A 25,188-nucleotide genomic window follows, 5' to 3' on the forward strand; every position below is an offset into this window, starting at 1 on the left:
ATGACTCCTTCCGGCACCGGCGCAGGAGCGGTCCTGTACGCATTCACGCTCGGGCTCGTCGCTGCCGTGAACCCCTGCGGATTCCCGATGCTCCCGGCCTACCTCGCACTGTTTTGCGGCAACCGTCCCGGCCGCCTGGGATCCGGGACGGCCCGGGCCCTGCTCGCCGGGGCCAGTGTCAGCGCAGGGTTCGCGGTGGTGTTCGGCGTCCTCGGGTTCCTCTTCGAAGCCGGGGCCCGGCTCGCGACAGGCTGGCTGCCTCCGATCATGGCCGCAGTGGGCCTGCTGATGGCCGTCGCCGGAGTGTCCACCCTGTTCGGCCACCCACCGGTCCTGCGCCTTCCCGCCCCGCGGATGCGCGCCGGAAGGTCGATTCTGGCCATGGCCCTTTACGGGGTGGCATACGCGACCGGGTCCCTGAGCTGCTCGCTGCCGCTGTTCCTGGCCGCGGTCGCCGGGTCATTCACCGGCCAGGGCTTCTTCGGCGGACTCCTGAGCTACCTTGCCTACGCGCTAGGCATGGCCTTGTTCGTCACCGCCGCCGCCGTCGTCGCGATGGTCCTTGGCGCCGCCGCAGTGCGGCGCATCGGGGCCGCCGGACGCTGGCTTGGGCTGATCTCGGGAATCACTTTGACCCTCTCGGGCGCCTATCTGGCCTATTACTGGCTGACCGAGCTGCTGGATCCGGTGGGGGTCTCGACCGTCACGGCTTCCGTTCAAGGAGCTTCCGGCTGGCTTGCCTCCCTCATCGGCGCGGCACCGGCCCTGTCCGCGCTGGTGCTGGGCGTCCTCGTGCTCGGCCCGATCGCCTTGATCATCCGCCGGATCCTCACCGAGCCGCACCCTCAACCAGCGCCGCAGCATCCACCTGCAGCACCAACGACCACGTCCCAACAGGAGAAAGGGAACACCGGACCATGAGAACCGCCCCGCCATCCACCGATCCAGCCACGAACAGGCGCCGGCTGATCGCAGCCGCGATCTGGGCCATTGCCGGCCTCGCCATCGCCGCGTCCGTTGCCGGAATCTTCCTGGTGGCCCCGTCCAAGCCAGGCACGACGGCGGCCACCCCGGCCCCCGTGACGGTCGAACCGGGCATCGACGCCGCCACGGCCCGACTCCTGCAGCTGGACGTTCTGCACCCCCCGCTGGATAACGCCCCGGATTTCACCCTCACCGCGCAGGACGGCAAGCCAGTCAGCCTCTCCCAATACCGTGGAAAGTCCGTCGTGCTCTCCTTCAACGACGACCAATGCCAGGACCTGTGCACTCTCCTGGCCCAGGACGTCACCGAGGCCAACCGCGACTTGGGCGCTGCCGCGGCCGACGTCGTCTTCCTCTCCATCAACGCCAACACTGCGCATCCGGCGGTCGGGGACGTCAAGGCCTGGACCGAGGACCATGGACTCGCCTCCGAGACCAACTGGGTCTTCGGCACCGGAACTCCCGATCAACTCACGGCCGTGGCCGCGAAATACCACGTACCGATAGGCGTCGACCCGCAGACCCATGACGTTGTCCACGGATCCGAACTGTTCTTCATCAATCCCGCAGGCAAGGAAGCGGCGATCGGGCAATTCGGCACCGAATCCGCGAACACGGCCCTCTTCGCCCACGGCATGGCCCAAATGGCCGTGGACCTCGTTCCCGGACGTCCCGGTGCCACGGTCGGCGGGCCCGCATCCTCCAGTGCCACCGCGGCGAAACCCGCCGAACTGGGGCAAGCCGCCCCCGGCTTCACCCTGCCGAGGCTGGGCAACCCAGGAACCCGGACCTCCCTGGACGGAACGAAAGGCAAATACACGGTCGTCAATTTCTGGGCCAGCACCTGCACCGCCTGCACGCAGGAAATGCCCGATCTCCAACAAGCCCACCAGGACCTGGGATCCTCCACAGCATTCCTGGGCATCGACGTCGCAGACCCAGCCGGCCAGGCAACGGACCTGGCCGCACGCAGCGGCACCACCTACCCGCTGCTGGCCGACACCAACGGAACCACCGCCGGGGCCTACCAAATATCAGGCCTGCCGTTCACCGCCATCATCGCCCCGGACGGAACACTGCTCGTCCGCCACCCCGGAACGTTCACCGCCGAACAGCTCGAATACGTCCTGCACACCCTGGAAAACAACCCACAATAACGACAGGCCCGCACGGGCATGGATCGCTCAATCAGCGGCAGGAGCCCCCATGGCGATGCGGTTCCGATAAGGCCACACCTGGTCCTCGATGTAACAACCCTGCGGGTCGCTCCTGGGGTGGTGACTCTGAGCCTGCTGATTCTGTTCTGCTTTTCCTCGAGCCGCACCCGATCGCCCTACAACGGCTGGTGGTGCGTTGCCTTGCTGCTTTTCCTTCTGGGGAACATCGCGTTCCTTTCAAGGGAACGGAACAGCAGATCTGGAACAACGAGACGGCGCGCCTCCCGGCCGCCTCCACCACAGGCCGCCAGCGTCGCTCGAATTCCGGCAGGGCCGGCCCGATCCGCCTGCGCGAGGCCACCGGTCCCACGATGTCCCGCGGCAGCGCGGCACCGGCGATAGCGAGCGAGCCGCCTTGGCCAGCCAGAAGCGACACGGCTCCACAGGCGTCGCCCAGGAGAACAGTCCGCCCGTCAGGGGGACCTTGGCCCCTGTTGGAGTGGCTGGCCCGGTCGTACACTAAGAGCGCCTGCAGGTAACCATCAGATGACGCCGGGTTGTTCAGGACATGAGAATGTCCGAGCCTTCTCTTAGCGAGATCGCGAAGGTACCTGCAGGTTCTGCGGGTAAGACTGCAGGGCGGTCCCGGAGCGACATTAGCCGCGGGGCTCAAGCGACCGTTCATAAAGGACGCCGACACTGGGAAATTTGGCTCTTGCGTCACCAGAAAATCAGGCGTAACACTGTTAGTACGTTCTTCGAAAGAAGAACGGGAACGGACAACAGGGGAACCCTGGAACACACAGTGGATCTGATCCGCCTTGGTCTGCCGGTGACGAGGCAGGAAGCACCAGGACTCCGCAAGTTCGGGAGATGATGTTCGTCATAACAGAATCAAAACAGTCGAAGCCCCTTCAGCATTGCTGGTGGGGCTTCCCCTAGTACTACCCTTCAACGTCCAACTCCTGAGCCCCACAAGCCGACATTCGCCGCCCCACATCGGGGACTTGCCCGGCCAGAGTCGAATGCCGGTCCTGACCGTCCTGGTCAGCTTCTGCCGCGGCGAAACCTACCGCCTGGCGAATTACTCTGACCCGTCAACCCCAACAATGGCTCATCGTCGGGGCCTTTCGCCCCTACAGCACGGATGGGTCACGGCAGATACTGGGCATGGGCCTCTTTTCGGACCTAATGCCGAAGCCGGTTCCACGGTCACAATGAAAGGACACCACGATGGCACGATGCGACGTTTGTGGAAACGACGATCCAAGGACTTTCACGGTCACCAGGGCTGACCAAAAGGGCACGTTCGACAGCTTCGAATGTGCCATCCATATGATGGCACCGGCGTGCGAACATTGTGGCTGCCGGTTGTTGGGACACGGCGTCGAGACCGACGAAGGAATCTATTGCTGCGAGCATTGCGCGCGCGAAGCGGGAGCACAGCATCGGGAAAGATCCCATGCCAATACTGACCTCGTTGTTCCGGCCGGCCCGCCGTCTGAAAGCCGGCAGGAATGACAGAAAACATCACCGTCTGCCCGCACTGCGCAAAGTCAAACAGGGTTCCGTCCAGCGCCGGCGGCCAGCCGCGATGCGGGCACTGCCATCAGTTGTTGCCTTGGATCGTTGCCGCCAGCGACGGCGACTTCGCCGAAGTCGCCGAGGGGGCAACTCTTCCGGTACTTGTCGACTTCTGGGCTGTGTGGTGCGGCCCGTGCCGGACAGTCAGCCCGGTGCTCGATCAATTGGCGCGGGAACGGGCCGGAAGGGTGAAACTCGTCAAAGTCGACGTGGACAACTCCCCCCATCTGGCTTGGCGTTTCGGCATTCAGTCGGTGCCCACGCTCATGATCCTGATCGGCGGAAAGGTCCTCGCGCGCCGCGCCGGGGCCGCACCGGCAGCAGCCCTGCGCTCATGGATTAATGGCGTTCTTTCCCAAAATCACATAGTCAGCAAGAGTGGCTGAGTCTGCAGGACCGGGTCCGCGATCTGGAAACGGCCCAAACCTCAGCGACGTACTTCCAGACGCCCATTACAGCGGCGTCCGGCAGGCTCGATCAACCCGTCCCGGGCCATAGCCGGGCATCAAAACCATCCGGGCAGGGGTTCCTCGCACGGCAGGGGATCGAGTTCGGCAAGATGGCCGCCGTCCGGGCTGCACCCCTTGAACGGGCCGTCAACCGAGAGCAGCACCGACATGTGATGGTCCGCGTGGTCGCGCCACCACACGCTCATGCCTGTGGTTTCGTCGAGGCGCAAGAATTCCCACGCACGCCACAATGCATCCAAACGACTGATTGCTTCGGCATGCTTCCACCATTGCGGGCACCAAATCACACCGCCGCCGACAATGAACTTCCTGCGATAGGTTGTGGCCAGATTGTCGCTGACAAACTCGGCAACATTTGAATAGAACATGGGCTATTCTCCCATCAACGACACCCCATTCCTAAGCACCGACCACACCGTGATGGTGATACATCTCGGGATCGGAAAGAAGACGCGAGAACCGATGGCAGCCATTCGAGATCCTCAGAACCTGGCCGCCGGAAGGAAGCAATAAGAGATTCGCAGGCAAGGCAGTGGATCCTCGGTACTGGCCAGAAGAAGCAGCAGGGACGTGCCGCCGGTGGTCGGGCACCCCTTAGCCGGTTGCGTATCGAAGCGGATCTTTTGGATCCCCGCTAGTTTGTCATCTGTGCCGCGCTTCGTGATCTCGTTTCCAATCACTTCGCGCTGGGCCGCGATCGCGTCTGTCGCGCGCTTTTCAACTCGGCTTCAGTCTCGTCAAGCTCCATATCTTCCCCGCTCAGGTCAGTCACATCAATCTCAAAGCCCACAAAAATTCCGAACGTATTGTGCTTCTTGATGGCGTCGTCCCCGCCGTCGGCCGACGGCAGCAAGATCACTGCCAGGGCTAAGAGTCTTTCCTCGTCCAACTCCTCAGTTAGAACTGCCCCTCGAGCAGTGAGAAGAGAATGACCTCGCCACCTCGCCGGACTTCTCTTCTGGGGTGCGGAACTGCTGCGACTGAACCCTGGCTGCAACTTCCATCATTCGCCCTGGGTCCCCAATGAGCTTTTGATAGTCGAGACGCGAAAGCACATTCGCAACGCTGTTGTTTTCAGTTCACGGTAGAGGCCCGGAAGGAGTTCGGGGATCCTGTCATCGCGACCTCCTTAGCCCTTAGGATCAGTTGGTTAGAGCGAAGGACTGAACATATTTTGGACTCGGCAACTTTTTCGTTGCCGAGTCCAGCTATTTCCAGACGTTCCCCCTGCCGGGGAACGTCTGGAATTGCGACACTTGATGTCAGGCTGGGGTCTAGGAGTTTCACAAGTCGTTGCCAGAGAAGGAAGCGATGAGCCCTATTCTGACAGCTCCACACCAATCACCTGACGTCCAGCTGGGGTGCGGGCTCTGAGGACCTTCCGCCCCGTCAATTCAGGTGACTGATGCCTCCCCCGTGTTTTGGCCATGTCCACAAGTTGGTTGGCCGTTGGGCGGCTCCGCTGACGCCGGCCAGCGGCCCACGCGCTACATCCCTCGTGCCGCGTGTGAAGAGGAGAGCCGGCATGCCGATTCTCTGCGCCGAGGAACGGATCGAGTGTGCCGCGCATCAACGCCCAAGGAAGATCAAATGGGCTAGCATGTTGGTTATTCACCAAACTCACCATACTCGCCAAATTAACCAAATTCACCCCGATTCACTTGTTTCCTGGAGGAAGTAGCGTGCCCACGACGGAGAACCCGTTTCGACCCACGGCCGGCGCCACACCACCCGAGGTCATCGGCCGTTCCGGGCTTCTGGACGAATTCGAGTACGGGTTGGAACTTGGCTCGGGCGCGCCAGGCTTGCTGTCCATCTTCACCGGCGCCCGAGGCATCGGCAAGACCGTCATGCTCGGCGCAGCCCACGACGTTGCCCGCGAACACGGATGGGCCGTCATCGCCGAGACTGCCACCACTGCGTTCATGGGCCGCATTGGGGAGAAGATGCGTAGATTGACTCAGGAACTGGCCGACCAGCCCGAATCGCGCCGCCGCATCACAGGATTATCGATCGCCGGCTTCAGCATCACCTCGCAGCTGACACCCGAACGCCAGGTCGACTGGCGGGAACTGGGAGAAGCTCTGCTGGCGCTCCTGAACGAACATGGCACGGGCCTGCTGATCACGGTGGATGAGATTCACGCAGCTGACCGCGCCGAGCTTGCCCAGCTTGCTGCCAACGTTCAGCACTTCATCCAGGATCGGCTGCCCATCGCGTTGATCTTCGCGGGATTGCCCTCAGCGGTATCAGACCTGCTGAACGAAGGTGTAGCGACATTCCTTCGAAGGGCCGACAAAATCGACTTGCATGCCCCGGCCGTGCGCGACGTCGAGAAGTCCTACACCGGCACGTTCGCCGCCGCTGGCATCAGTATCCCGCCGGAACAGATCCAGAAGGCAGCAGCTGCCACGGGCGGCTACCCCTTCCTGATCCAACTCATCGGCTACTTCCTCTGGCGTGAAGCTGAGAAGGAAAACGGCCCGCTCTCCCCCGACGCAGTCGACAGAGCGATCGCCGCCGGCATCCGGCGCAACGAACGCGTTGTCATCGAAGCAGCCCTCGCAACCGCCTCAGCCAAGGACCGCGAATTCCTCCATGCAATGTCCACCGATGACGGGCCGTCGACGACCGCGGACATCATTCACCGAACCGGGTCCCGACCAACCCTGGTTGCGAAATACAGGAACCGCCTCATCGATGCAGGACTCGTCGAATCAACCGGGCACGGAAAGGTTGACTACGCCATTCCTGGGCTGCGGGAGTACCTCCGCAAGAACCCCGGCTCCTGAGTCCGTAAGGATACTCCCGTGGTCAAAAGCGCTCTGGACTACCGACACGACAGTGAGCAAATTGGGAAAGCACCCACGAAAGACGGTATTTCGCCAGCGACCGGCTCCCGGAATGAGCGAAGCCCCGGTCAAATAGCGGTTGACCGAAGCTCCACGAAGATCTTCCCCGGGCCGCCTTGAGGTTTGCTGGGAAAGCTGAGCGTGTCCCCAAGCACAACCACGCTCAGGCCATAAAGGGGACTGTCTTAGCCCTCGCACTCGATGCAGTATGCGTGTCCGTCGCTTTCACGAGCGAGTTGGGACCGGTGCCGAACCAGGAAACAGGAGTAGCAGGTGAACTCATCTTCCGCTTGAGGAACTACTTGGACGACCAGCTCTTCGGAGATAAATTCTCCGCCTGGCGTGAGGCCCTCATCGAGGGCATCAGCTTCGTCGAGTTCGTTGACGACGCTGCGGGCATCCGGGGCGGCGGCGGACTGCAGAGCCTCCAGGGAGCGGTCTTGGGATTCCTTGACGTCGGAACGGACTTCGTCATAGTCGGTTGCCACTTGTTGGTTCTCATTCCTTACGGTCGTTGAAACTCGTCACTCTGACGACTCTGAAACGTTCACCACGATGCACTCGTTCCCTTGGTCGAAGATCGGCTTGGCACCATCGACCGGCCCGCTCAACTGCACTATCGGTTCAAAGCACGCCCCAGCCGGCTGCACCTTCGGCGCGGGCCAGTACAAGGATGCCGTTGACGGCGCCCTTGTGTCCGAGCGCGCAGACCAGGACCGGCCCGGCTTCTCGGCGACCGCGAGGTCCTCGTCCTCGTCCGTGAAATCCACTTGAGCGAAAACATGACCAGGAAGCACTACCTCCAGAAGACACACGAGGCGCCGGATAACACCTCGCTGCTCGAGGCGTTCGGCAATTAGTTCAAAACGTTTCCGGTGGGTGGCTACCTTGGAACCCCAAAAGTAAAAAGAGCCCCTGAACTGCGTTTCCGCAGCTCAGGGGCTCTTTTCGGTAGGGCTACTCGGACTTGAACCGAGGACCTTAGGATTATGAGTCCCGCGCTCTAACCAGCTGAGCTATAGCCCCGAGTCGGCCAGGGGCCGCCTTGTCAGCGTCCTCCCGGCCAAAACACTCTAGCAAAACTATTCGGCTCCCAACGCCAAGCTGGGGTCAAGCCGATCCGCGTGGCTAGATGACCTTGTCCTCGTAGCCCGCTCCGCGGTAGAGGTCCTCGAACGTCTGGAGAGTGCCTTGGATGCTGTGTGGTTCCACCATGGCGCGGCTCGCCTTGCCCATGGCTTCGAGTTCGCCGGCCGGCAGGCGGAAAAGCTCTGTGATCCTGGCTGCCAGCTCGTTGCTGTCCCCTGGCGTGAACAAGTGTCCGTTTTCGCCGTCGCGCACAAGGTGCGGCAGGGCCATCGCATTGGCGAGAAGAACCGGCGTCGACGCCGACATCGCCTCGAGCGTCACGAGGGACTGCAGTTCGGCGGTTCCGGGCATGCAGAACAGATCAGCTCGAAGGTATGCCTTCCTGAGTTCCTCATCGCTTGCGAGCCCCAGGAACTTGACCCGCCCGCTCAGGCCCAGGCGTTTGGCTTGTGCCTCCAATGCGGGACGGACCTCGCCGCCGCCGACGATCTCAAGATGCACATTGAGTTCGGCAGGTGTCTTGGCGACCGCATCGATCAGGACGTCCACATGCTTTTCTTCAGCAAGGCGGCCGACGAAGAGAACGGTGGGGTCGGGATTCCGCTCGATCTCTTCGCCCGGCCCAAGTTCATAAGCGGCTGCGTCAATACCATTGGACAGAGGCAGGACCTTGCGAAGGAAAGCGTGCTGGTGCATGGCCTTCGCAGCGAGCGGCGTGGGGGTGGTGACGACGTCGGCCTGGCCCATGACTTTGCCCATGTCTTTCCACGACACTCGCCCGATGATGTCCTTGAACCACTGCGGGAACGGCAGGAACGGATTAAGGTTTTCGGGCATGAAGTGGTTGGTGGCGATGATCCGGATGCCGCGTTTCTTCGCCTCGTAGAGAACGTGCTCGCCGATCGAGTAGTGGCTCTGGATATGAACGACGTCGGGCTGGACCTTGTCGAAGAGCAGCCGAATGTCGTTCTTGATTTCCCAGGGGTAGCAGATGCGGAAGTATTCGTGCGTGAAGACTCCGTGGGACTTCAGGCGGTGGATCGTGCCTTCATCCCCGAATTCGGTGAAGCTCTTGCCGTTGTCCGCCCGGCAGGCCAGCACATGGACATTGTGTCCGCGCGCCTTCATGCCTTTGGCAAGCCGGTACCCGAACTGAGCAGCACCGTTGACCTGCGGGCGGTAGGTCTCGGCCGCAATCAGGATGGTGAGGGGTTTGTTGGTTTCGGGAACGGTCACGTGGAGAACTCCTGATGGTCACGGTGCGAACATCGCAAAACGCCTGGCCCTGCGGTGTCTTCGCCGGTTGCCTGCCGCGGGTGTGCGGGGCACGGTTGTCGAACGTTGCCCTAGGCCTTCCGGCTTGCAGCCGCCTTCGCGTCACGCTTTCGCTTGGTGACCTCCGGATGGTGCCGGCTCAGGGCAATAACCCCCACGATAGCAAGGGAAGCGGCCACAGCCATGCCGATTGCAAGCACGGCGTGGACATCGGGACGAAGCTCACCCAAAATTGCGATCCCGATGGCAATTCCGACAATGGGGTCCACCACGGTCAACCCTGCGATCACCAAATCCGGCGGCCCGCCCGAGTAGGCACTCTGCACGAACCAGGAGCCGAGGCCGCCTGCCGCGGCAATGGCGACCACGGTGTACCACTGCACATTGAGCAGAAAGTGCCCGTTGGGGTCCAGCAGGTGCCGGCCGATGATACGTGTCAGGACCGCGACGAATCCGAACAGCACCCCGGCTCCCAGGATGTACACGAAAGCACTCAAGCGGTGACGGAACATGACGGCCAAGGTTCCGAAGAGCCCGACGGCGAGGGTCAACAGCAGCACGATGGTTATTTCGTCCTCGCCGCTGACGTGATGGTTCTCCTGGGTGGCGTTGACGGCCAACAGGACGAACATTGCCGAGCCGGTCACGCAGGCAGAGATCGCCACCACGGTGCCGCGGTTGATGCTGAGTCCCTGGTCCTTCGCGTTGACCACCGTGGTGATGACCAAGGCGATGGCGCCGATGGGCTGGACCACCGTCAAGGGTGCCGACACCAACGCAATGGCGTTCATGCCCATGCCCAAGGCAAGGAGCAGAAGGCCGAACATCCAGCGCGGATTTCGGAGGAGCCTCAGGAAACCATGGGAACTCAAGGCGAGGCCACCGGTATCGGCTTTGACCGCGCTGCCCTGCCGCTGGGCCCCAATGGCAAGGCAGAAGGCGCCGAGCACCGCAAGAAGGACTGCCAACCAGACCATCAGCTGCGGCCGCCGTCGTGGGCTTTGAGCTCTTTGCCCTTGCGGAGGATTGCCCAGAAATAGTTGTAGGCCGCCACCCAGTGTCCTGCCAGACCCAAGCCCAGGCAGATCCAGGCGATCACGAAATAGACACTGGCGAAGGGAACCGCGAGCTTGGAGAGGACCAGGAGGGGCGTGCCCAGGAGCAGGAACGCGGTGCGGATCTTCCCGATCCGGCTCACCGGGAGGTCGGGGTGGCTATGGAAATAGAACAACGAGGCTGTGGCCAGGACGACGTCGGGCACCACCAGGGCGGCCAGGTACCACCAATCCACCACCCCGGCGATGGCGAGCGTGACAGCGACCGTGATGAGTGCCAGGCGGTCCGCGACGGGATCGAGGATGCGGCCCAGTTTGGAGGTCTGGTTGAAACGCCGTGCGACGTAGCCATCCACCCAGTCGGTACCGCCCATGATGGCAAGAACCAGGACCGCGAAACCGTATTCCCTTTGCCAGAGCACCAGCCACACGAACAGCGGGACGCCCATGAAGCGCAAGACAGTCAGGAAATTGGGGAAGGTGAAGATGAGATCGTGGTCGATCTGTGGCTGGCCCCGGCGTGCGCCTGCACCGATGAACTTCACCTGTCCCCCTTTCCGTAGTCCGCAGCTGACGCTGGTGATTGCCGTCCCGATTACTTGAACAGCTTCCGTAGGCCGACTGCGGCCACCGTGGCGGAAGCGGCGAAGAGCAATAGCTCCTTCCAGCGCGCGGCGAGCCGTTCCCGCAAGCCGGCCGGAACCTTCTCACTGAAATCTGTGAACTTGTCGGCAGCGAACCGGCGTCCGTCGTCGAACTTGTGCCCCGCAACGTCGAGGAGGACCTTTCCTTGGGTCTTGACGTCGAGCTCGACGCCGAGCTGATCGCGAACGTCGGCGAGATGCTCACGGCGCTGCTCCAGACGGCGGAGCAGCTCGGCTTCGCTCGGGGCGGGGGGCTGCTCGGCTTTGCGTGCTTCTTCCTTGGCGGCCTTTTCGGCCTTGGCCTTCTCTGCCGCAGCGGCCTTCGCTGCTTCCGCCGCCTTGTATGCCTCCGACGACGGGTCAAGGACGCTCGCGTCGAACGACGTACCCTCCTTGACTATGCCCAGATCGTGCTTGATGCTCCGCATGGTCTTTTCGGGTACCAACGGCATGGCCGCCTTGAACGCACGGAAGGCGACAAGGGCTCCGATGAGAATGATCACAAGGAACGCCGCCGCCACCACAAGCGCAGCCAGCCACGGGGGCATGACGGTGGCCAGGCCCAAGATTGCCGCCACCACCAGGGCAATGACAAGCAAGGACAAAAAGACCAGCGCAACGCCAACGAACGCGCCGGCAACTCCCAGGTGCTTTCCCTTGCCCTTGAGCTCGAGCTTGGCCAAGCTGATTTCGTCGTTGAGCTGCCTCGGCGCGAGCCGGGCTGCAAGCTTCAGGGTATTCGGCAACGCCGAAATGCCCGGGCGTTGGCCGGCCCGGCCGCTGTGACGTCCACTCATAGGTCCCGCCTCACTGCTTCCTTCTTGCTCCTACCCGCTCCTGCACGCACACGATGACAACCGCCCACGCGCACCTGTCCACAAAACTACCATTCAGCCTCAGCCTCAACTTCCGGGACAGGCCTGCGGCGCGCCCCGCTATCGCTGATAAATATGATCTGTGGCACATAGGATTGATAATCGTGAACACTCCCCCTGTACCGGGCGATTCCCTCAGTCGACGCGAAAAACTCCTCTATATCCTGCTGCTTGGCGCCTTGACCGCGTTGGGTCCATTTACCGTGGATCTCTACCTACCGGCGTTTCCCGCCCTTGAGCGTCATTTCGACGTATCAGCGGCTGCGATCCAACTCACACTGACCGGCACCACGGTGGGCTTCGCAATCGGTCAATTGGTGGTGGGCCCGTTCAGCGACAAGTTCGGACGCCGCATGCCCTTGATCCTGGCCACCGCACTGCACATCGGGTCTTCCCTCGGCGCAGCGCTGTCCACGGATATCAGCACGCTTGCCCTGTTCCGCGTCCTGATGGGCGTGGGTGCCGCCGGCGGTGGCGTGGTGGCCATGGCCATGGTCAGGGACCTCTTCGCCGGCTATGCGATGGTGCGGATGTTCTCCCGGATGTCCTTGGTGAATGGCCTGGCGCCCATCCTGGCTCCGATCATCGGTTCACAACTGCTTTTGGTAGTGCCATGGCCCGGGATCTTCTATTTCCTGGCGAGCTACGGATTCCTGGTAATCGTTGCCGCAGTGTTCCTCATCCGGGAAACGTATCCCGCTGAGCTCCGCCGGCAGACGACCTCGACGGCGGCCCAACGCTACAGGGCCGTGTTCGCCGACCGGATTTTCGTCGGGATGCTCCTCGTAGGCGGGTTCAACTTCGGCGGCCTGTTTGCCTACCTTTCCGCGTCCACTTTCCTGTTCCAACAGGTCTACAACTTCTCACCTCAGGAATACGGCCTGCTGTTTGGTGTCAACTCGCTGGGCATCGTCGCCGGCGTCCAGATCAGTTCCAGGGTTATCCGACGGGTGGCACCCCAATGGATCATCGCTTTTGCCACAGTCTGGATGCTGCTGATGGCAGTGTTGATCGTGGTGTTCGACCTGCTCCACTTCGGCCTATGGGGCGTCATGGTCCCGCTGTGGTTCTACATCCTCGCCACCGGATTCATGTTCCCCTGCGTCCAGGTGATTGCCCTGGCCAACCATGGTGCACAGGCCGGGACGGCAGCTTCCCTGCTGGGTGCCTCCAACTTCCTGATGGCCGGAATCATCCCGCCCGTGGTCGGCTGGCTTGGAGTCGGCTCAGCCATTCCCATGGGTGCCGTCCAGGCCGTGTGTCTCGCAGGCGCCGTGGCGGCGCTGTGGCTCGTCGTGCGGCCGCGGTCCGTCCCCTCCATCCACTGATGTGTGACGGCGGGCCGTCCGCAAGGCGAAGTAGGCTCAAGTCATGACGCGCAAACCGCACCGCAACGGCAGGGGCCTTTTCCTCGGGGCGATGCTTGGCGCCGTCGTCGGCTTCCTGCTGGGCCGCGGGGCCGGAAACCCTGTGTTCGGAGCCCTGCTGGGCGCGGTGATCGGTTCAGCACTCCTCTACCGGATCAATCCCGGGCCGTGGAAAAAGGACTAGGGGCCTTCCGTTGCTGCGGGGCCTGTTGCCGGTCATGGCCCGGCGATAAAGTTGAGATGTGCCCCGTTGGCAGGAACTGCAGCCTATTCCAGCTCCATGGCAGCGCAAGGATGATGGCATCCTGCCGCTGTGGTGGGATCGTCTATGCACGGTGACTAGCCCGCAATCGGCAGCCCTCTATGCGGCCGGCCTCTTCACGGAGGACCGCCGCCGCCCGATTGCGCAATGGTTCAATCCGAGCAACGGCGCGGCCCTGCTCGTGGCTCCCGAGACCTCTCCCGAATGGCCTGTCCAGCGCTTCGGAATCTTCTACGCACCCCCAGGGGGCGGATTCACCCGCGTCCACTCCGCCGCCCACGAATGGCACCCGAGGGAACCGCGGACCCCGCCCACCGAAGATGACGCCTTCCAGTCCGCCGTGGCTGAGGCAGCGAGGTTCCTCCAGGTGGAGATGGACTTTGTCTGAAGTCGTGACGGCGGAATTCTGCCCGTTCGAATAATCGCGCAAAATCAGGCAAAACGAAGCAAAAAACAGGCCCCGCACCAAATAAAACCGGTGCGGGGCCTTTCGCGCTCCTCCGACTGGACTTGAACCAGTAACCCTTCGATTAACAGTCGAATGCTCTGCCAATTGAGCTACGGAGGAATGAAGCGGTTATGACTTTAGCAAAGGTTTTGCCTCAAGTGAAATCGAGCCCCGGGCACTGCGGGAAGGACGGCAAGATACCCCTCCCGGGTATCTTCGATGGTGCCATGCCGACTCCCTCCCCGAGGATAGGATGGTCCGGCGCGCACGAGGCGCTCACGATCCGCGCACGGGGCTCGCGAGGTGCGTCCACGGCGCATCCGTGACGCACAGGAACAGAAGGAAGCATGTCGAAGAACTGGTCAGCCGAGGACAACGTGAAGGAAGTTGCCGAGGACGTCTTTTTCGTCCAAGGCCCGGCAGTCAATTGGACCATCCTCACGCGGGGCGAAGAATTCACCCTCATTGACACGGGCTATCCCGGGAACTGGCCGCTGCTCCAATCCAGCGTGAATTTCCTGGGACTGGCCATGGAAAATGCCGCCGGAGTTCTCCTGACGCATGGCCACTCTGACCACATCGGCAATGCGGCGAGAATATCCGCAATGGGCATTCCGGTATTCGCGTCCCAGGCGGAGTTGCCGAACATCCGCCGGGAGGTCCTCGAGCAGGTCACCATCAAGGATCTCGGTGTGCGGATGCTCCGGCCCAGGGTCGGCGCGTGGGCCCTGCACGCCGTCCGATCCGGGGGCCTGTCCGACGTCGCGGTCCCGGGCGTCGCTGCGATGACCCCGGACACCCTGGACGCGCTCCCGGGATCTCCCCGGATCATTGCCACGGCAGGGCACACCAGCGGCCACGCGTCTTTCTTCATCCCTTCAGCCAAAGCCGTGGTCACCGGGGACGCGCTCGTCACAGGCCACGCCGTCAGTCCGGTCTGCGGGCCACAGCTGTTGCCCGCCGTCTTCCATCACCTCCCGGCGCAGACCGTGGCCAGCATAGGGATACTCGGGGAGTTGGGCGCCGAAACGATCCTCCCGGGCCATGGACCGTTGATGAGCGTGCCCGACGGGACAATCGAGCTCGTCTCTGACGGCACGTACTCCCCTTTCGGCTGAGTCGGCGGCCCTTCCGGCCGGGTACGCGCACCGCAGCTTGAGTGGACGAGTGGAAGACCCGGTCCGACACAAATGCATAGACGCCAAAAATCCCCGCCCTCTGCTGAGGACGGGGATTTTTGAGTAGCGCTCCTCCGACTGGACTTGAACCAGTAACCCTTCGATTAACAGTCGAATGCTCTGCCAATTGAGCTACGGAGGAATGAAGCGTGTACAAGCCTAACAAAGGGCTGACGGGAAACGAAATCGGCGCCGGGGAGGCCCTAGCTGTCCATGCGCAGGGCGCGGCGCTGCATTTCCAGCTGCATGAGTTCCCGGTTGAGGCGTTGGAACTCTTCCGGCTGGGCCGAGGCGTCCAGGCGCTGCAACTGGCCCATCTTGTCCGCTTTGACCCTGGTGATCTGCAGCTCGAAAAGGCGGGCCAAAATGTCGCGGCAATACCGCTGAAGCGCTTCGGGCGTGCTGGCGGGCAATGGAACCACGGCAAGCTCGGAAACCAGGCCCTGGAGCGGCTCCGGAACCTCCTGCCGGATCCCTTCCACCCAGGCCACAGGGTCCCCCGCGTGGACCAGCCCGGCAGCCCGGATGGCGGTGTGCACAGCTGAGTAGGCAGGAGTGACGAAGTGGCAGGCCTCAAACCGTTCCCAGGCTCCGCCGCCAAGGGCAGCCTCGCCCCCAAGAACAGCAGGGTTCTGGATGACCACTTCGAGCGCCTGCCGCTCCATGGCGGCGATGGGATCCCGGGGATCCGGCCGCATGAAGGCGATGTGGGCGTCCGACGGCGGTGCTGCCGCCGGCTGGCCGGCTTGGCCCGGCTGCGTGCCCTGCCCGTGCCCCGGCGTTCCTGGAGTGCCCGCAGTTCCCGCGGCGCCCGTTGCCGGTACGCCCGAGGCGGCACGTTTGGCGGCCAGGCCCACTGCGCGGCTGACTTCCTCGATGGGCATGCCGAGCCAGCCCGCCAACTCCCGCACATAGGCCGGACGGATGCCGGAATCCCGGATCTGGGCCACGACAGGGGCGGACTCCCGCAAGGCGGCCACCCGGCCTTCCACGGTGTCCAGGTTGTGGCGTTTAAGGGAGGCCCGGATGGCGAATTCGAAGAGGGGCCGGCGGGTGCCGATCAGGTCCCGGACGGCCGCGTCCCCCTTGAGCTGGCGCAAATCGCAGGGGTCGGCTCCGCTAGGTTCCACGGCAACATAGGTCTGGGCGACGAAACGCTGGTCCTCCTCAAAGGCGCGCAATGCCGCTTTCTGCCCGGCGGCGTCGCCGTCGAAGGTGAAGATGACTTCTCCCCCGGTGCCGTCGTCGGACAGCAAACGGCGCGCGATCTTGATGTGGTCTGTGCCGAAGGCCGTACCGCAGGTGGCCACGGCGGTGCCGACGCCGGCAAGGTGGCAGGCCATGACGTCCGTATACCCCTCCACCACCACCAGTTGCCGGTCCTTGGCGATGTTCCGTTTGGCGAGGTCGATGCCGTAGAGGACCTGGGACTTCTTGTAGAGCACGGTCTCCGGAGTGTTCAGGTACTTCGGGCCCTGGTCGTCCTCGTAGAGCTTGCGGGCACCGAAGCCGATGGTGTCGCCGGCGATGTCCCGGATGGGCCAGATGAGCCGGCCCCGGAAGCGGTCGTAGATGCCCCTGTTGCCTTCGGAAAACATCCCCGTCAGCTTCAGCTCAGCATCCGTGAATCCGCGTCCCCGCAGGTGTTTCAGGAGCGAGTCCCAACCCTGCGGCGCATAGCCGACGCCGAACTGTTCGGCCGCGGTCCGATCGAAGCCGCGGCCGTGGAGGAAGTTCCGGCCCTCGGCGCCACCCGCAGTGAGAAGTTGGGCACGAAAGAACTCATCAGCGATCTTGTGGGCATCGAGCAGCCGTTGGCGCTTGCCTACCTCTTCGCGGTTGGGACCTGTGCCGCCGTCTTCATAGCGAAGCTCGTAGCCGATCCGGGCAGCGAGCTTCTCCACGGCCTCGTGGAAGGAACTGTGATCCATCTTCTGGACAAAGGAGATGGCATCGCCGTCTTCTCCGCAGCCGAAGCAATGGTACCGGCCTACTTGGGGACGGACTGTGAACGACGGCGAGCGCTCGTCGTGAAAGGGACAGAGACCTTTGAACGTGCCCAGGCCTGCGCCCTTGAGGGTGACGTAGCCGTCCACGACTTCCTTGATATCGGTGCGCTGGCGTACTTCGTCGATATCTTCACGTTTGATCAGGCCAGCCACGTCACCATCCTAGTCGCTCCGCACGGGCAACCGTGGGCCGCCGTCGGTGTCGCCCGGGGCCTACCAGAGCGACGGCAGGCTGCCTACAAGCCGTTCGTACATCGCCAGCGCCGAAGCGTCCGTCAGCGACGCCACCTGGTCGATGACGACGCGAAGACGGGCGCCGTCGTCGGGCGCGTCCCGCCAGTCCGCGGCGAACATCGGTTCAAGATGCCGGTCTCCGCTCGCGTTCAGCACGCCGACGAGGGCGTGCAGGACTTCGCGCTGGCGCTCATAGACGGGCTGCCGATGGTCAGTGGAGATCACGAACGTCGTGGCAAGTCCCTTCATGGCCGCGATCTCGGTGACCGTGTCCTCGGGGACCATGAGTTCCGCGGCGTATCGGGTGAGGTGGTCCGGGCCGAAGTGCGCCCTCGTGGTCTCCAAGGCGCTTTGGCAGAACCGGCCGATCAACTGGCTGGTCATGTCCTTCAGCGCGGCCATCGACTTCCGGCTGCCGTCGGCCTCACGCACCCACACGCTGGTGGCTTCGAGGCGGGCCAGCGCAGCGTCGATTTCAGCGGGATCATTGTGGGGCAAGTACCACTGCTTGGTGTACCCCACCACGCGGGCCCGGTGGTCCGGATTGTCCAGCCACTTCAGCTGGAAATGGCCGGCAACGATGGCGTCCTCGACGTCGTGGACGGAGTACGAGATGTCGTCGGCCAGGTCCATCACCTGGGCCTCGATGCAGGAGCGGTTGCCCGGCGCTCCGTCGCGAAGCCACGCAAACACGGGCAGATCGTCTTCATAGGCACCGAATTTGCTGCTCCGCTGCCCGTGGATGACGGGGGCGTCGACGGCGGACCACGGGTACTTGGAGGCGGCGTCAAGGCTGGCGCGGGTCAGGTTCAGGCCCGCGGGCCGGCCGTCGGCGGCAAGGACCTTGGGCTCAAGGCGGGTCAGCAGGCGCAGGGTCTGGGCGTTGCCCTCGAAGCCGCCGATTCCGTGGGCTACCTCGTTGAGCGCGGATTCCCCGTTATGCCCGAACGGCGGGTGGCCAAGATCGTGGCTCAGGCACGCCGTGTCCACAACATCCGGATCGCAACCGAGCGCGCGGCCCAACTCGCGGCCCACCTGGGCCACTTCAAGGCTGTGCGTCAGGCGGGTGCGGACAAAGTCGTCGGTGTCCGGGGCCACCACTTGGGTCTTCGCCCCGAGCCGCCGGAGTGCTGACGAATGCAGCACCCTTGCCCGGTCCCTCTCGAAGTCCGAGCGGTAGGTGTTCTTGCGGGGTTCCTGGACCCAGCGTGCCGAGTCGGCTTCCACATAGCCTGGAATGCCCGTTGCGTTTTCGGCCGGGCGTGCTGCAGACATCGCTTCAGTTCCCATGGGTATCTGCCTCCTCCGCTTGCCGTGCGCCGGTGTCTCTTCAGCCGGTGCCTATGCAGCAAGTTTTCCACGACTCGGGCCGTGCGCGTGCACGCGCCGGTCCGGGCCGCGCCCTAGCCGCCTGAGACGTCGAGTTCGGCTGCGGCGATATCGCGGGTCTGGTCCGCGTCCATCTGGCGGCTGAGCAGCCAGTCCTTGGGCAACGCCGGCTTCTTGGGGGAACCCGCACGCCCGCGCGGGCCTTCCGAGTCCGTTCCCGGATACGGCAAGTCCATGTCCAGTTGGTCCAGCAGTTCGCGCAGTACCTCGAGGGTCGGCACGGTGGCCAGTTTGGCGCGCAGTTCCCCGCCCACGACGTAGCCCTTGAAGTACCAGGCCATGTGCTTGCGGATCTCGCGCAGCGCCTTGTACTCGTCGTTGCCGAAGGTTTCGATCATGAGCTCGGCGTGGCGGTAGACGCCGTCGGCCACTTCGCGCAGCCCGGGACGATGGCGGTGATCGCTTCCCTCAAACGCGGCCTGGAGGTCGCCGAAGAGCCACGGGCGGCCCTGGCAGCCGCGGCCCACCACGACGCCGTCGATCCCGGTTTCGCGCACCATGCGGACGGCGTCTTCGGCGGACCAGATATCGCCGTTGCCCAGAACGGGAATGTCCGGGAGCGCCTCACGCAAGCGCGCGATGGCGGACCAGTCGGCCTGGCCGGAGTAGAACTGCGCGGCCGTGCGGCCGTGGAGCGCGACGGCGGCAACGCCGGAATCGCGGGCGATGCGTCCGGCGTCGAGGTACGTGAGGTGGTCCTCGTCAATGCCCTTGCGCATCTTGATGGTCAGCGGGATATCGCCCTTGGACGCTTCCTTGACGGCCGTCTGGACGATGGAGGTGAAAAGGTCGATCTTCCAGGGCAGTGCGGAGCCGCCGCCGCGCCGGGTGACCTTGGGCACGGGACAGCCGAAGTTGAGGTCGATGTGGTCCGCCCGGTCTTCTTCGACGAGCATGCGCACGGCCTGGCCCACGGTGACAGGATCCACGCCGTACAGCTGCACGGAACGGACCTTTTCATCATCGTCGTGGGAAATGATGCGCAACGATTCCGGGGTGCGCTCCACCAGGGCACGGGAGGTCACCATCTCCGCGACGTACAGGCCGCCGCCGTATTCACGGCACAGCCGGCGGAAAGCCGAGTTGGTGATTCCGGCCATCGGCGCGAGGATCACGGGGGTGTCCACGGTGATCCGGCCGAGCTGCAGCGGGGGCAGTTCGAGCTTGGGCGAAGGGGGCGTTGCTACTACAGTCACCCGTCCATTGTCTCAAAGCGGGGCAAATCGGATGGCCCGTCCGTTCTCGCGGCGCTGGCTAGAGCAGCCAGCCGTTGTCTTCGGCGATCCGCACAGCCTCGGCACGGGTCCGTCCGCCGGTCTTGGCCATCGCTGCGGACAGGTAGTTCCGCACGGTCCCTTCGGAAAGCATCGCCGACTTCGCGATATCGGCCACCGTGCCGCCGTCGGACGCTGCCTTGAGCACCTCCACCTCACGTTCGGTCAACGGGCTGTCCCCCGCGGTCAAGGATTCCGCGGCGAGCACGGGGTCCACCACCCTGAGCCCCTGATGGACGCGGCGCACCGCTTCGGCCAATTGCCGCGCCGGCGTGTCCTTGACAACGAATCCGGCGGCGCCGGCCTGCATGGCGCGCTTGAGGTAGCCGGGCCGCCCGAACGTGGTGACCATGAGGACGCGGCACGACGGTGCGGCCCGCCGCACGGCCGCTGCCGCGCTGATCCCGTCGAGGCCGGGCATCTCGACGTCGAGCATCGCCACATCCGCGGAGTGCTCGACGACGGCGGCCGCCACCCCTGTCCCGTCGCCCAGTTCGGCGACCACCTCGATATCCGGCTCCAGGCCCAGCAAAGCGGCCAGTGCCCCGCGCACGAGTGCCTGGTCATCTGCGATCACCAATCGGATGCTCATACCTCCACCGCCAATCTGAACCCTCCCAGGTCACTTGGGCCAATGTTTACCGTTCCCCCGGCGGCACCCACGCGTTCGCGGATCCCGGCCAGTCCGTTCCCGGAGCGGCCCCCGGAGGCCGGTCCGACGCCGTCGTCCTCCACCAGCACGCTCGACGCCGTCAACTGGACGCGGCAGCGCGCGGCACCGGAGTGCCGCACGACGTTGGTGATGCCTTCGCGCAGAACCCAGCCGAAGAGCTCCCGGTGGCGTGGCGGAACCTGCTCCACGGTTCCCGGCAATTCCGCGTCGATCCCGGCCGATTCCAAGGCCGTCCGGGCGACGGCGAGTTCCGCCAGGACGTTGACGCCGCGGTAACCGGCCACCGTGGCCCGGACGTCGGCGAGCGCACCCCGGGCCAGGTCCTGCACCGCGGAGATCTCGGCGGCCGCCCGGTCCCGGGCAGGGTGGTCGCCGTGGACGGTTTCCAGCATCCTGCCCGCCAACTCGGCCTTCACGGCGATGACCGTCAGGGAATGCCCCAGGATGTCGTGCATGTCCCGGGCCACGCGGCTGCGCTCCGCCGCCACGGCTGCGTCGGCCAGTTCAGTCTGCGCTTCCCTGAGCCGTGCTGTCTGCCGGATCAGCCGGGCGAAGGCGGACATCATGAGGCCGAGGGACAGGATGATCCCGGCCTGGAGCAGGGCCTGCTCGCCGTTGCCCGTCACCAGCTGCGTGGCGAAGGAGACGAGGGCCAACGCGACGATGAGGAAGAAATCGGTGCGCGGCGGAAGGGACGTCATCGCGATGGCGCAGGCGAGGAACGTCCAGGTCCATAAGGCTTCCCTTCCGATGATGAGGACCATCAGCCCGTTCAGCGCGAGCAGGATGCAGACGGACACGATGCCGGCGCGGACGCCCAGGCGCCAACTGACCTGGGGCAGGAAGACGTAGGCACCGAAGAACACGATCAACGACGCCGACGCCGCCATTTTCCAGGCCAGCGGCTCGTCCACGGACCACACGATGTTCCACGTCGGCCACGCCCAGAGGAGGATGGAGAGTCCCGCACCGATGAACCAGCCCCGTGGCCCGGGACCACGGAACATGGCTTTGCTGGTCATGCTGCCCACCCTGGCGGCCTGTTCAGACACGTTTCGTGTCGCGGCGGAATGCCATGGCGGCCCCGGCCACGAAGATCGCGAGCCAGATGAGCACGTTGAGGATCCACGCCCAGTCGAACTCGCCGGTGATGGGGCTCCGGGCCAATTGCCCGATCCCGTAGGCGGGCGTGAACTTGGCGATGTTCCCGAAGGTCTCCCCCATGATTTCGATCGGCATGAACAGCCCACCGAGCATGGCAAGGATGGCAAGGGCCGGGCCGAGGATCTGCATGACGTTCTGGCTCGGCATGAGGTATCCGACGAACAAGCCGAGGGCCGCGAACACCAGGGAGCCCAGCCAGGCTACCAACCCTGCCGTCAGCCAGGTCCGGGCATCCATGGTGACACCTGCCAGGGCGCCGATGACGAACTGGGCCACGACGGCAACGAGGGACAGCGTCAGCGCGGCCATGGCTTTCACCGCGATATACGCACCGGGCAGGAGGGGCGTGAGGCGAAGCTGGCGGCTCCAGCCTTGGGCACGTTCCACTGCCACCTGGCTGCCGGCGCCGGTAGCGGCGGTCATCGCGGCGTAGACCGTGAGGCTGATAAGGATGTACTGGCCGTAGCTGTGCCCGTTGGGCAGGAGCTTGTCCTTGTTGGACAAGCCGAAAATGAAGAAGAAAACGGCCGGCATGAACACCGTGAAGATGATGGTCCGGCGGTTCCGGAGCATCCGCTTGATCTCGATCCACAGGAACGTGCGGTTGACCCCGCCGGCGGACGGTTTCCGTTCCTGGACGACTGCTGCCGTGCTCATACGAGGTCTCCTTCAAAAGTGATGCTCGTGGACTCCGGAACGGCATCGTCTCCGGTGAGGGCGACGAAAGCCTCCTCGAGGTTGTTGGCCGCCACTTCGACGTCGTGGGCGCCCGTGTTGTTGAGCAAGTACCGCACGACGGCGTCCGAGTCGCCCGTGCGGACGGTGAGGCGGCCGCCGTCGTAATCCATGCTTTCGACGGGCGGCAAGCCGGCCAGCAGTCCGCGTTCGGTTGCCGGAAGCGAAGCCTTGACGGTGCGGCCCGAGGCAAGGTTCTTGATCTGGGCGGCGGTGCCGTCCGCAACGATGCTGCCTTGCCGGACCAGGACGATCCTGTCCGCGTAGGCGTCGGCTTCTTCGAGGTAATGCGTGGCGAAGATGACGGTCCGTCCGCGCTGGGCGTCGGTCCTGATGGCGTTCCAGAAGTCTCGTCGTCCCGCGACATCCATGCCGGTGGTGGGCTCGTCCAGGATGAGCAATCCGGGATCGGAGACGAGGGCCATGGCGAAGCGCAGCCGCTGCTGCTGGCCGCCGGAGCACTTTTCGACCTTGCGGTCGGCAATCTCCAGGATGCCCGCCCGCGCCAGGACTTCGTCCACGGGGCGGGCGGAATCGAACATGGCGGCGTTGAGCTGTACGGTCTCGCGCACAGTGATGTCCCGCAGCAGGCCGCCGGTCTGCATCACCGCTGCCACCTGGCCGCGGGCGATCGCTCCCCGCGGAGTGTGGCCGAAGATTGAAACGCTTCCCTGGTCCGGGGCGCTCAATCCGAGGATCATGTCGATCGTGGTGGTCTTGCCCGCCCCGTTGGGACCGAGGAACGCCACCACCTCCCCCGGCTGCACGGTGAGGTCGAGGCCGCGTACGGCGTGGACCTTCCCGAAGCTCTTGTGCAGTCCGGCGGCGTGGACGGCCGGCACACTCGCTGTTGTCATGACTCTCCTTGGCTTGGTTTACTCCACTACCCATCAAAGCCGGGATCCGCGTCCGGCGCCGGGGCGTGTGTCACCAATGCGGGATGACAAATGTCATCGGGGGCTAGCGACGCTCGGCTTCCCTGCGTGCCCGCCTGGTCATGACAACGGCGGCGAGCTCGCCGGTGTCGAAGGATTCGAAGGCGTCGGCGGGCCCGGCGGCTTCAAGCTCCCGGACGTCGCCGTCGTCGTGGGCTGCTTCCGAAACCGCCGCGCCGGCGGCCCCGAGCCGCTTCGGACCGGTCGCCTTGACCACCAGGACTGCGATCAAGGTGGTCACCGGGATGGCCAGCACGAGGCCGATGGAGCCCACCAGCGTGCGGATGACTTCCTCGGACAACTCGGCACTGGTGAGGGCATCCACCAGCGGGCGGTCGTACAGCATGACAATGATCAGGATGGGCAGCGCGGCACCGGCGTAGGCGAAGGCGATGGTGTAGACCGTGGAGGCGATGTGGTCCCGGCCGATCCTCATGGCCGAGGTGAACAGCTTGCGCGCCCCGGTCTCCGGCGCCAGCTCGTAGAGTTCCCACACGGCCGCGGACTGGGTGATCGTCACGTCGTTGAGGACTCCAAGCCCGGAAATGATCAACCCGCACAGGATGATCCCGGAGAGCGAGATCTTGTCCGACATGTTGACGAGCGTGGCGCCCTCGCTCGTGGCGATCCCGGTCAGGTTGGCTGCATCCGTGGCCCAGGCGGCCAGCAGCGCCGTGATGCCGAGGCCGAAGATCGTGCCGAGCAACGCGGTGGAGGTCTTGGCCGAGAATCCGTGGGCGAAATAGATCACTCCCATCATGATGGCCGTGGAGCCGACCAAAGCCACGAGCAGCGGCGGTTTGCCTTCCACCAATCCCGGAAGCATGAAGCTGACCATCACCACGTAGGCCCCGGCCAGTCCGAGGAGCGCCCTGAAACCGCGCCAGCGCGCAACCGCGATGACCACCACGGCGTACAGGATCGCAAGGAGGGCCATCGGAACGGTCCGCACGAAGTCAAGGAAAACGTACGACGGCGAGCCGTTGCCTGCCGCTGCGCCCTGCACCCGGGAGAGGTTCAGGTAGCGGATGCTGTCCCCGGCTTTGACGCCGTGGGACTTGGCGACATCCGGGTTGATGACCACTTTCACGGGGCTGCCGCCGTTATCCGGCTGCGTCGACGCGAAGGTGCACTGGGACCCCTGCGGCTGTGTTCCGCTGCTTTGGTTTGTGCCGTTCGCCCCGTTCGCCCCGTTCGCTACCGGAGCCTGGGTCCCCTGCGTGCAGCTCTCTTGGGTGACGGATTGAATCTTGCCGGTATCGAACGTCACCCCGGGAGCAGCGGCGTACGGGCTCGCGAAGGTGATGCCCTCCTTGCTCCCGGACGGCCACATGAGCAGCATGGCAACGATCGTGAGCGCGGCAATCGGAGCCAACACGGCCACGAGGAGCCAGTTGGCCCGTTTGCGTGCCGCGAGCGCCGTCGGGCTTGGCTCGAAATTCTCGGTGTGTCCGTGTGAATGGCCGTGACCCATTAGCTGCAAAACCTCATGCCCACAAGCCTACGTGGGGCAGCCCGGTGTCCCGCCCAACTGA

24 protein-coding genes and 3 tRNA genes are annotated in these 25,188 nt (G+C 64.2%); 9 read left to right on the forward strand and 18 right to left on the reverse strand.

Annotation, left to right across the window (positions count from 1 at the left end; genetic code table 11):
• The 3 genes from KNN17_RS05810 to trxA all read left to right on the forward strand — a co-directional run bounded on the left by KNN17_RS05810 (nucleotide 1) and on the right by trxA (nucleotide 4,111).
• Entirely contained in the window at nucleotides 1-921 is a 921-nt protein-coding gene (locus tag KNN17_RS05810; protein ID WP_241707878.1) for a cytochrome c biogenesis CcdA family protein, read from the forward strand.
• Nucleotides 918-2,141 (forward strand): redoxin domain-containing protein, encoded by a 1,224-nt coding sequence (locus tag KNN17_RS05815; protein ID WP_241707879.1) that lies wholly within the window; start codon nucleotides 918-920, stop codon nucleotides 2,139-2,141. The genes KNN17_RS05810 and KNN17_RS05815 overlap by 4 nt, the downstream gene beginning before the upstream one ends.
• Before the next feature lie 1,517 nt (nucleotides 2,142-3,658).
• On the forward strand, nucleotides 3,659-4,111 hold the full coding sequence (gene trxA / locus KNN17_RS05830) for a thioredoxin (protein ID WP_241707880.1): 453 nt from the start codon (nucleotides 3,659-3,661) through the stop codon (nucleotides 4,109-4,111).
• A 119-nt stretch (nucleotides 4,112-4,230) separates the two neighbouring features.
• Here trxA and KNN17_RS05835 read toward each other — a convergent pair whose 3' ends face one another.
• Entirely contained in the window at nucleotides 4,231-4,563 is a 333-nt protein-coding gene (locus KNN17_RS05835; protein WP_078105772.1) for a DUF4913 domain-containing protein, read from the reverse strand.
• 308 nt (nucleotides 4,564-4,871) lie between these two features.
• Nucleotides 4,872-5,084, reverse strand: coding sequence for a hypothetical protein (locus KNN17_RS05840; RefSeq protein WP_241707881.1), 213 nt, complete (start codon nucleotides 5,082-5,084; stop codon nucleotides 4,872-4,874).
• Nucleotides 5,085-5,877: 793 nt separating this feature from the next.
• Here KNN17_RS05840 and KNN17_RS05845 point away from each other — a divergent pair.
• Nucleotides 5,878-6,987 carry an ATP-binding protein gene (locus tag KNN17_RS05845; protein ID WP_241707882.1) on the forward strand — a complete coding sequence of 370 codons (1,110 nt, stop codon included), beginning with the start codon at nucleotides 5,878-5,880 and terminating at the stop codon, nucleotides 6,985-6,987.
• A gap of 245 nt (nucleotides 6,988-7,232) precedes the next feature.
• Here the strand turns inward: KNN17_RS05845 and KNN17_RS05850 are convergent, their stop codons facing one another.
• The gene (locus KNN17_RS05850) at nucleotides 7,233-7,535 is read right to left on the reverse strand and encodes a DUF4193 domain-containing protein (RefSeq protein ID WP_078105775.1); all 303 of its coding nucleotides are present in this window, start codon (nucleotides 7,533-7,535) and stop codon (nucleotides 7,233-7,235) included.
• A 67-nt stretch (nucleotides 7,536-7,602) separates the two neighbouring features.
• On the opposite strand from KNN17_RS05850, the gene KNN17_RS05855 reads away from it, so the two are divergent.
• On the forward strand, nucleotides 7,603-7,821 hold the full coding sequence (locus tag KNN17_RS05855; protein ID WP_241707883.1) for a hypothetical protein: 219 nt from the start codon (nucleotides 7,603-7,605) through the stop codon (nucleotides 7,819-7,821).
• Between the two features lie 178 nt (nucleotides 7,822-7,999).
• Here the strand turns inward: KNN17_RS05855 and KNN17_RS05860 are convergent.
• The 5 genes from KNN17_RS05860 to KNN17_RS05880 form a co-directional block, all read right to left on the reverse strand.
• Nucleotides 8,000-8,073 (reverse strand) — tRNA-Ile (locus KNN17_RS05860).
• Nucleotides 8,074-8,175: 102 nt separating this feature from the next.
• Entirely contained in the window at nucleotides 8,176-9,372 is a 1,197-nt protein-coding gene (locus KNN17_RS05865) for a glycosyltransferase (protein WP_241707884.1), read from the reverse strand.
• A 110-nt stretch (nucleotides 9,373-9,482) separates the two neighbouring features.
• Entirely contained in the window at nucleotides 9,483-10,388 is a 906-nt protein-coding gene (locus KNN17_RS05870) for a DMT family transporter (RefSeq protein ID WP_078105778.1), read from the reverse strand.
• Entirely contained in the window at nucleotides 10,388-11,011 is a 624-nt protein-coding gene (locus KNN17_RS05875; protein WP_241707885.1) for a CDP-alcohol phosphatidyltransferase family protein, read from the reverse strand. The genes KNN17_RS05870 and KNN17_RS05875 overlap by 1 nt, the downstream gene beginning before the upstream one ends.
• Before the next feature lie 50 nt (nucleotides 11,012-11,061).
• A complete protein-coding gene (locus tag KNN17_RS05880; RefSeq protein WP_241707886.1) occupies nucleotides 11,062-11,907 on the reverse strand; it encodes a phage holin family protein in 846 nt (281 codons plus the stop codon).
• Between the two features lie 176 nt (nucleotides 11,908-12,083).
• Between KNN17_RS05880 and KNN17_RS05885 the strand changes: the two genes are divergently transcribed.
• The 3 genes from KNN17_RS05885 to KNN17_RS05895 are packed head-to-tail and all read left to right on the forward strand — an operon-like array spanning nucleotide 12,084 to nucleotide 14,002.
• Nucleotides 12,084-13,313, forward strand: coding sequence for a multidrug effflux MFS transporter (locus KNN17_RS05885; RefSeq protein ID WP_241707985.1), 1,230 nt, complete (start codon nucleotides 12,084-12,086; stop codon nucleotides 13,311-13,313).
• A gap of 43 nt (nucleotides 13,314-13,356) precedes the next feature.
• Entirely contained in the window at nucleotides 13,357-13,536 is a 180-nt protein-coding gene (locus KNN17_RS05890) for a glycine zipper domain-containing protein (RefSeq protein WP_241707887.1), read from the forward strand.
• Nucleotides 13,537-13,594: 58 nt separating this feature from the next.
• Nucleotides 13,595-14,002, forward strand: a complete 408-nt coding sequence (locus KNN17_RS05895; RefSeq protein ID WP_078105782.1) for a hypothetical protein — start codon at nucleotides 13,595-13,597, stop codon at nucleotides 14,000-14,002.
• A 107-nt stretch (nucleotides 14,003-14,109) separates the two neighbouring features.
• On the opposite strand, the gene KNN17_RS05900 is transcribed toward KNN17_RS05895, so the two are convergent.
• Nucleotides 14,110-14,182 (reverse strand) — tRNA-Asn (locus tag KNN17_RS05900).
• Nucleotides 14,183-14,409: 227 nt separating this feature from the next.
• Here KNN17_RS05900 and KNN17_RS05905 point away from each other — a divergent pair.
• Complete coding sequence (locus KNN17_RS05905; protein ID WP_241707888.1) at nucleotides 14,410-15,180, forward strand: MBL fold metallo-hydrolase; 771 nt, start codon at nucleotides 14,410-14,412, stop codon at nucleotides 15,178-15,180.
• 129 nt (nucleotides 15,181-15,309) lie between these two features.
• On the opposite strand, the gene KNN17_RS05910 is transcribed toward KNN17_RS05905, so the two are convergent.
• From KNN17_RS05910 to KNN17_RS05950, 9 genes are all read right to left on the reverse strand, one after another.
• Nucleotides 15,310-15,382: transfer RNA gene (locus KNN17_RS05910), tRNA-Asn, on the reverse strand.
• 61 nt (nucleotides 15,383-15,443) lie between these two features.
• Nucleotides 15,444-17,402, reverse strand: a complete 1,959-nt coding sequence (gene dnaG / locus KNN17_RS05915) for a DNA primase (protein ID WP_241707889.1) — start codon at nucleotides 17,400-17,402, stop codon at nucleotides 15,444-15,446.
• Nucleotides 17,403-17,462: 60 nt separating this feature from the next.
• Nucleotides 17,463-18,773 (reverse strand): deoxyguanosinetriphosphate triphosphohydrolase, encoded by a 1,311-nt coding sequence (locus KNN17_RS05920; protein ID WP_370873900.1) that lies wholly within the window; start codon nucleotides 18,771-18,773, stop codon nucleotides 17,463-17,465.
• A 113-nt stretch (nucleotides 18,774-18,886) separates the two neighbouring features.
• Complete coding sequence (dusB, locus tag KNN17_RS05925) at nucleotides 18,887-20,068, reverse strand: tRNA dihydrouridine synthase DusB (protein ID WP_241707890.1); 1,182 nt, start codon at nucleotides 20,066-20,068, stop codon at nucleotides 18,887-18,889.
• A 58-nt stretch (nucleotides 20,069-20,126) separates the two neighbouring features.
• Nucleotides 20,127-20,738 carry a response regulator transcription factor gene (locus tag KNN17_RS05930; protein WP_241707891.1) on the reverse strand — a complete coding sequence of 204 codons (612 nt, stop codon included), beginning with the start codon at nucleotides 20,736-20,738 and terminating at the stop codon, nucleotides 20,127-20,129.
• Nucleotides 20,735-21,841: a sensor histidine kinase gene (locus KNN17_RS05935; protein WP_241707892.1), complete on the reverse strand. Its 1,107-nt coding sequence runs from the start codon at nucleotides 21,839-21,841 to the stop codon at nucleotides 20,735-20,737. Before KNN17_RS05935 ends, KNN17_RS05930 begins: the two co-directional genes overlap by 4 nt.
• A gap of 22 nt (nucleotides 21,842-21,863) precedes the next feature.
• Nucleotides 21,864-22,640, reverse strand: a complete 777-nt coding sequence (locus KNN17_RS05940) for an ABC transporter permease (RefSeq protein ID WP_241707893.1) — start codon at nucleotides 22,638-22,640, stop codon at nucleotides 21,864-21,866.
• The gene (locus KNN17_RS05945; RefSeq protein WP_241707894.1) at nucleotides 22,637-23,575 is read right to left on the reverse strand and encodes an ABC transporter ATP-binding protein; all 939 of its coding nucleotides are present in this window, start codon (nucleotides 23,573-23,575) and stop codon (nucleotides 22,637-22,639) included. The genes KNN17_RS05940 and KNN17_RS05945 overlap by 4 nt, the downstream gene beginning before the upstream one ends.
• 103 nt (nucleotides 23,576-23,678) lie before the next feature.
• Complete coding sequence (locus tag KNN17_RS05950) at nucleotides 23,679-25,127, reverse strand: YibE/F family protein (protein WP_241707895.1); 1,449 nt, start codon at nucleotides 25,125-25,127, stop codon at nucleotides 23,679-23,681.
• Between the last annotated feature and the right edge of the window lie 61 nt (nucleotides 25,128-25,188).

Origin of the sequence: Arthrobacter bambusae (assembly GCF_022606295.1) — a bacterium.
Lineage (GTDB): Bacteria > Actinomycetota > Actinomycetes > Actinomycetales > Micrococcaceae > Arthrobacter > Arthrobacter bambusae_A.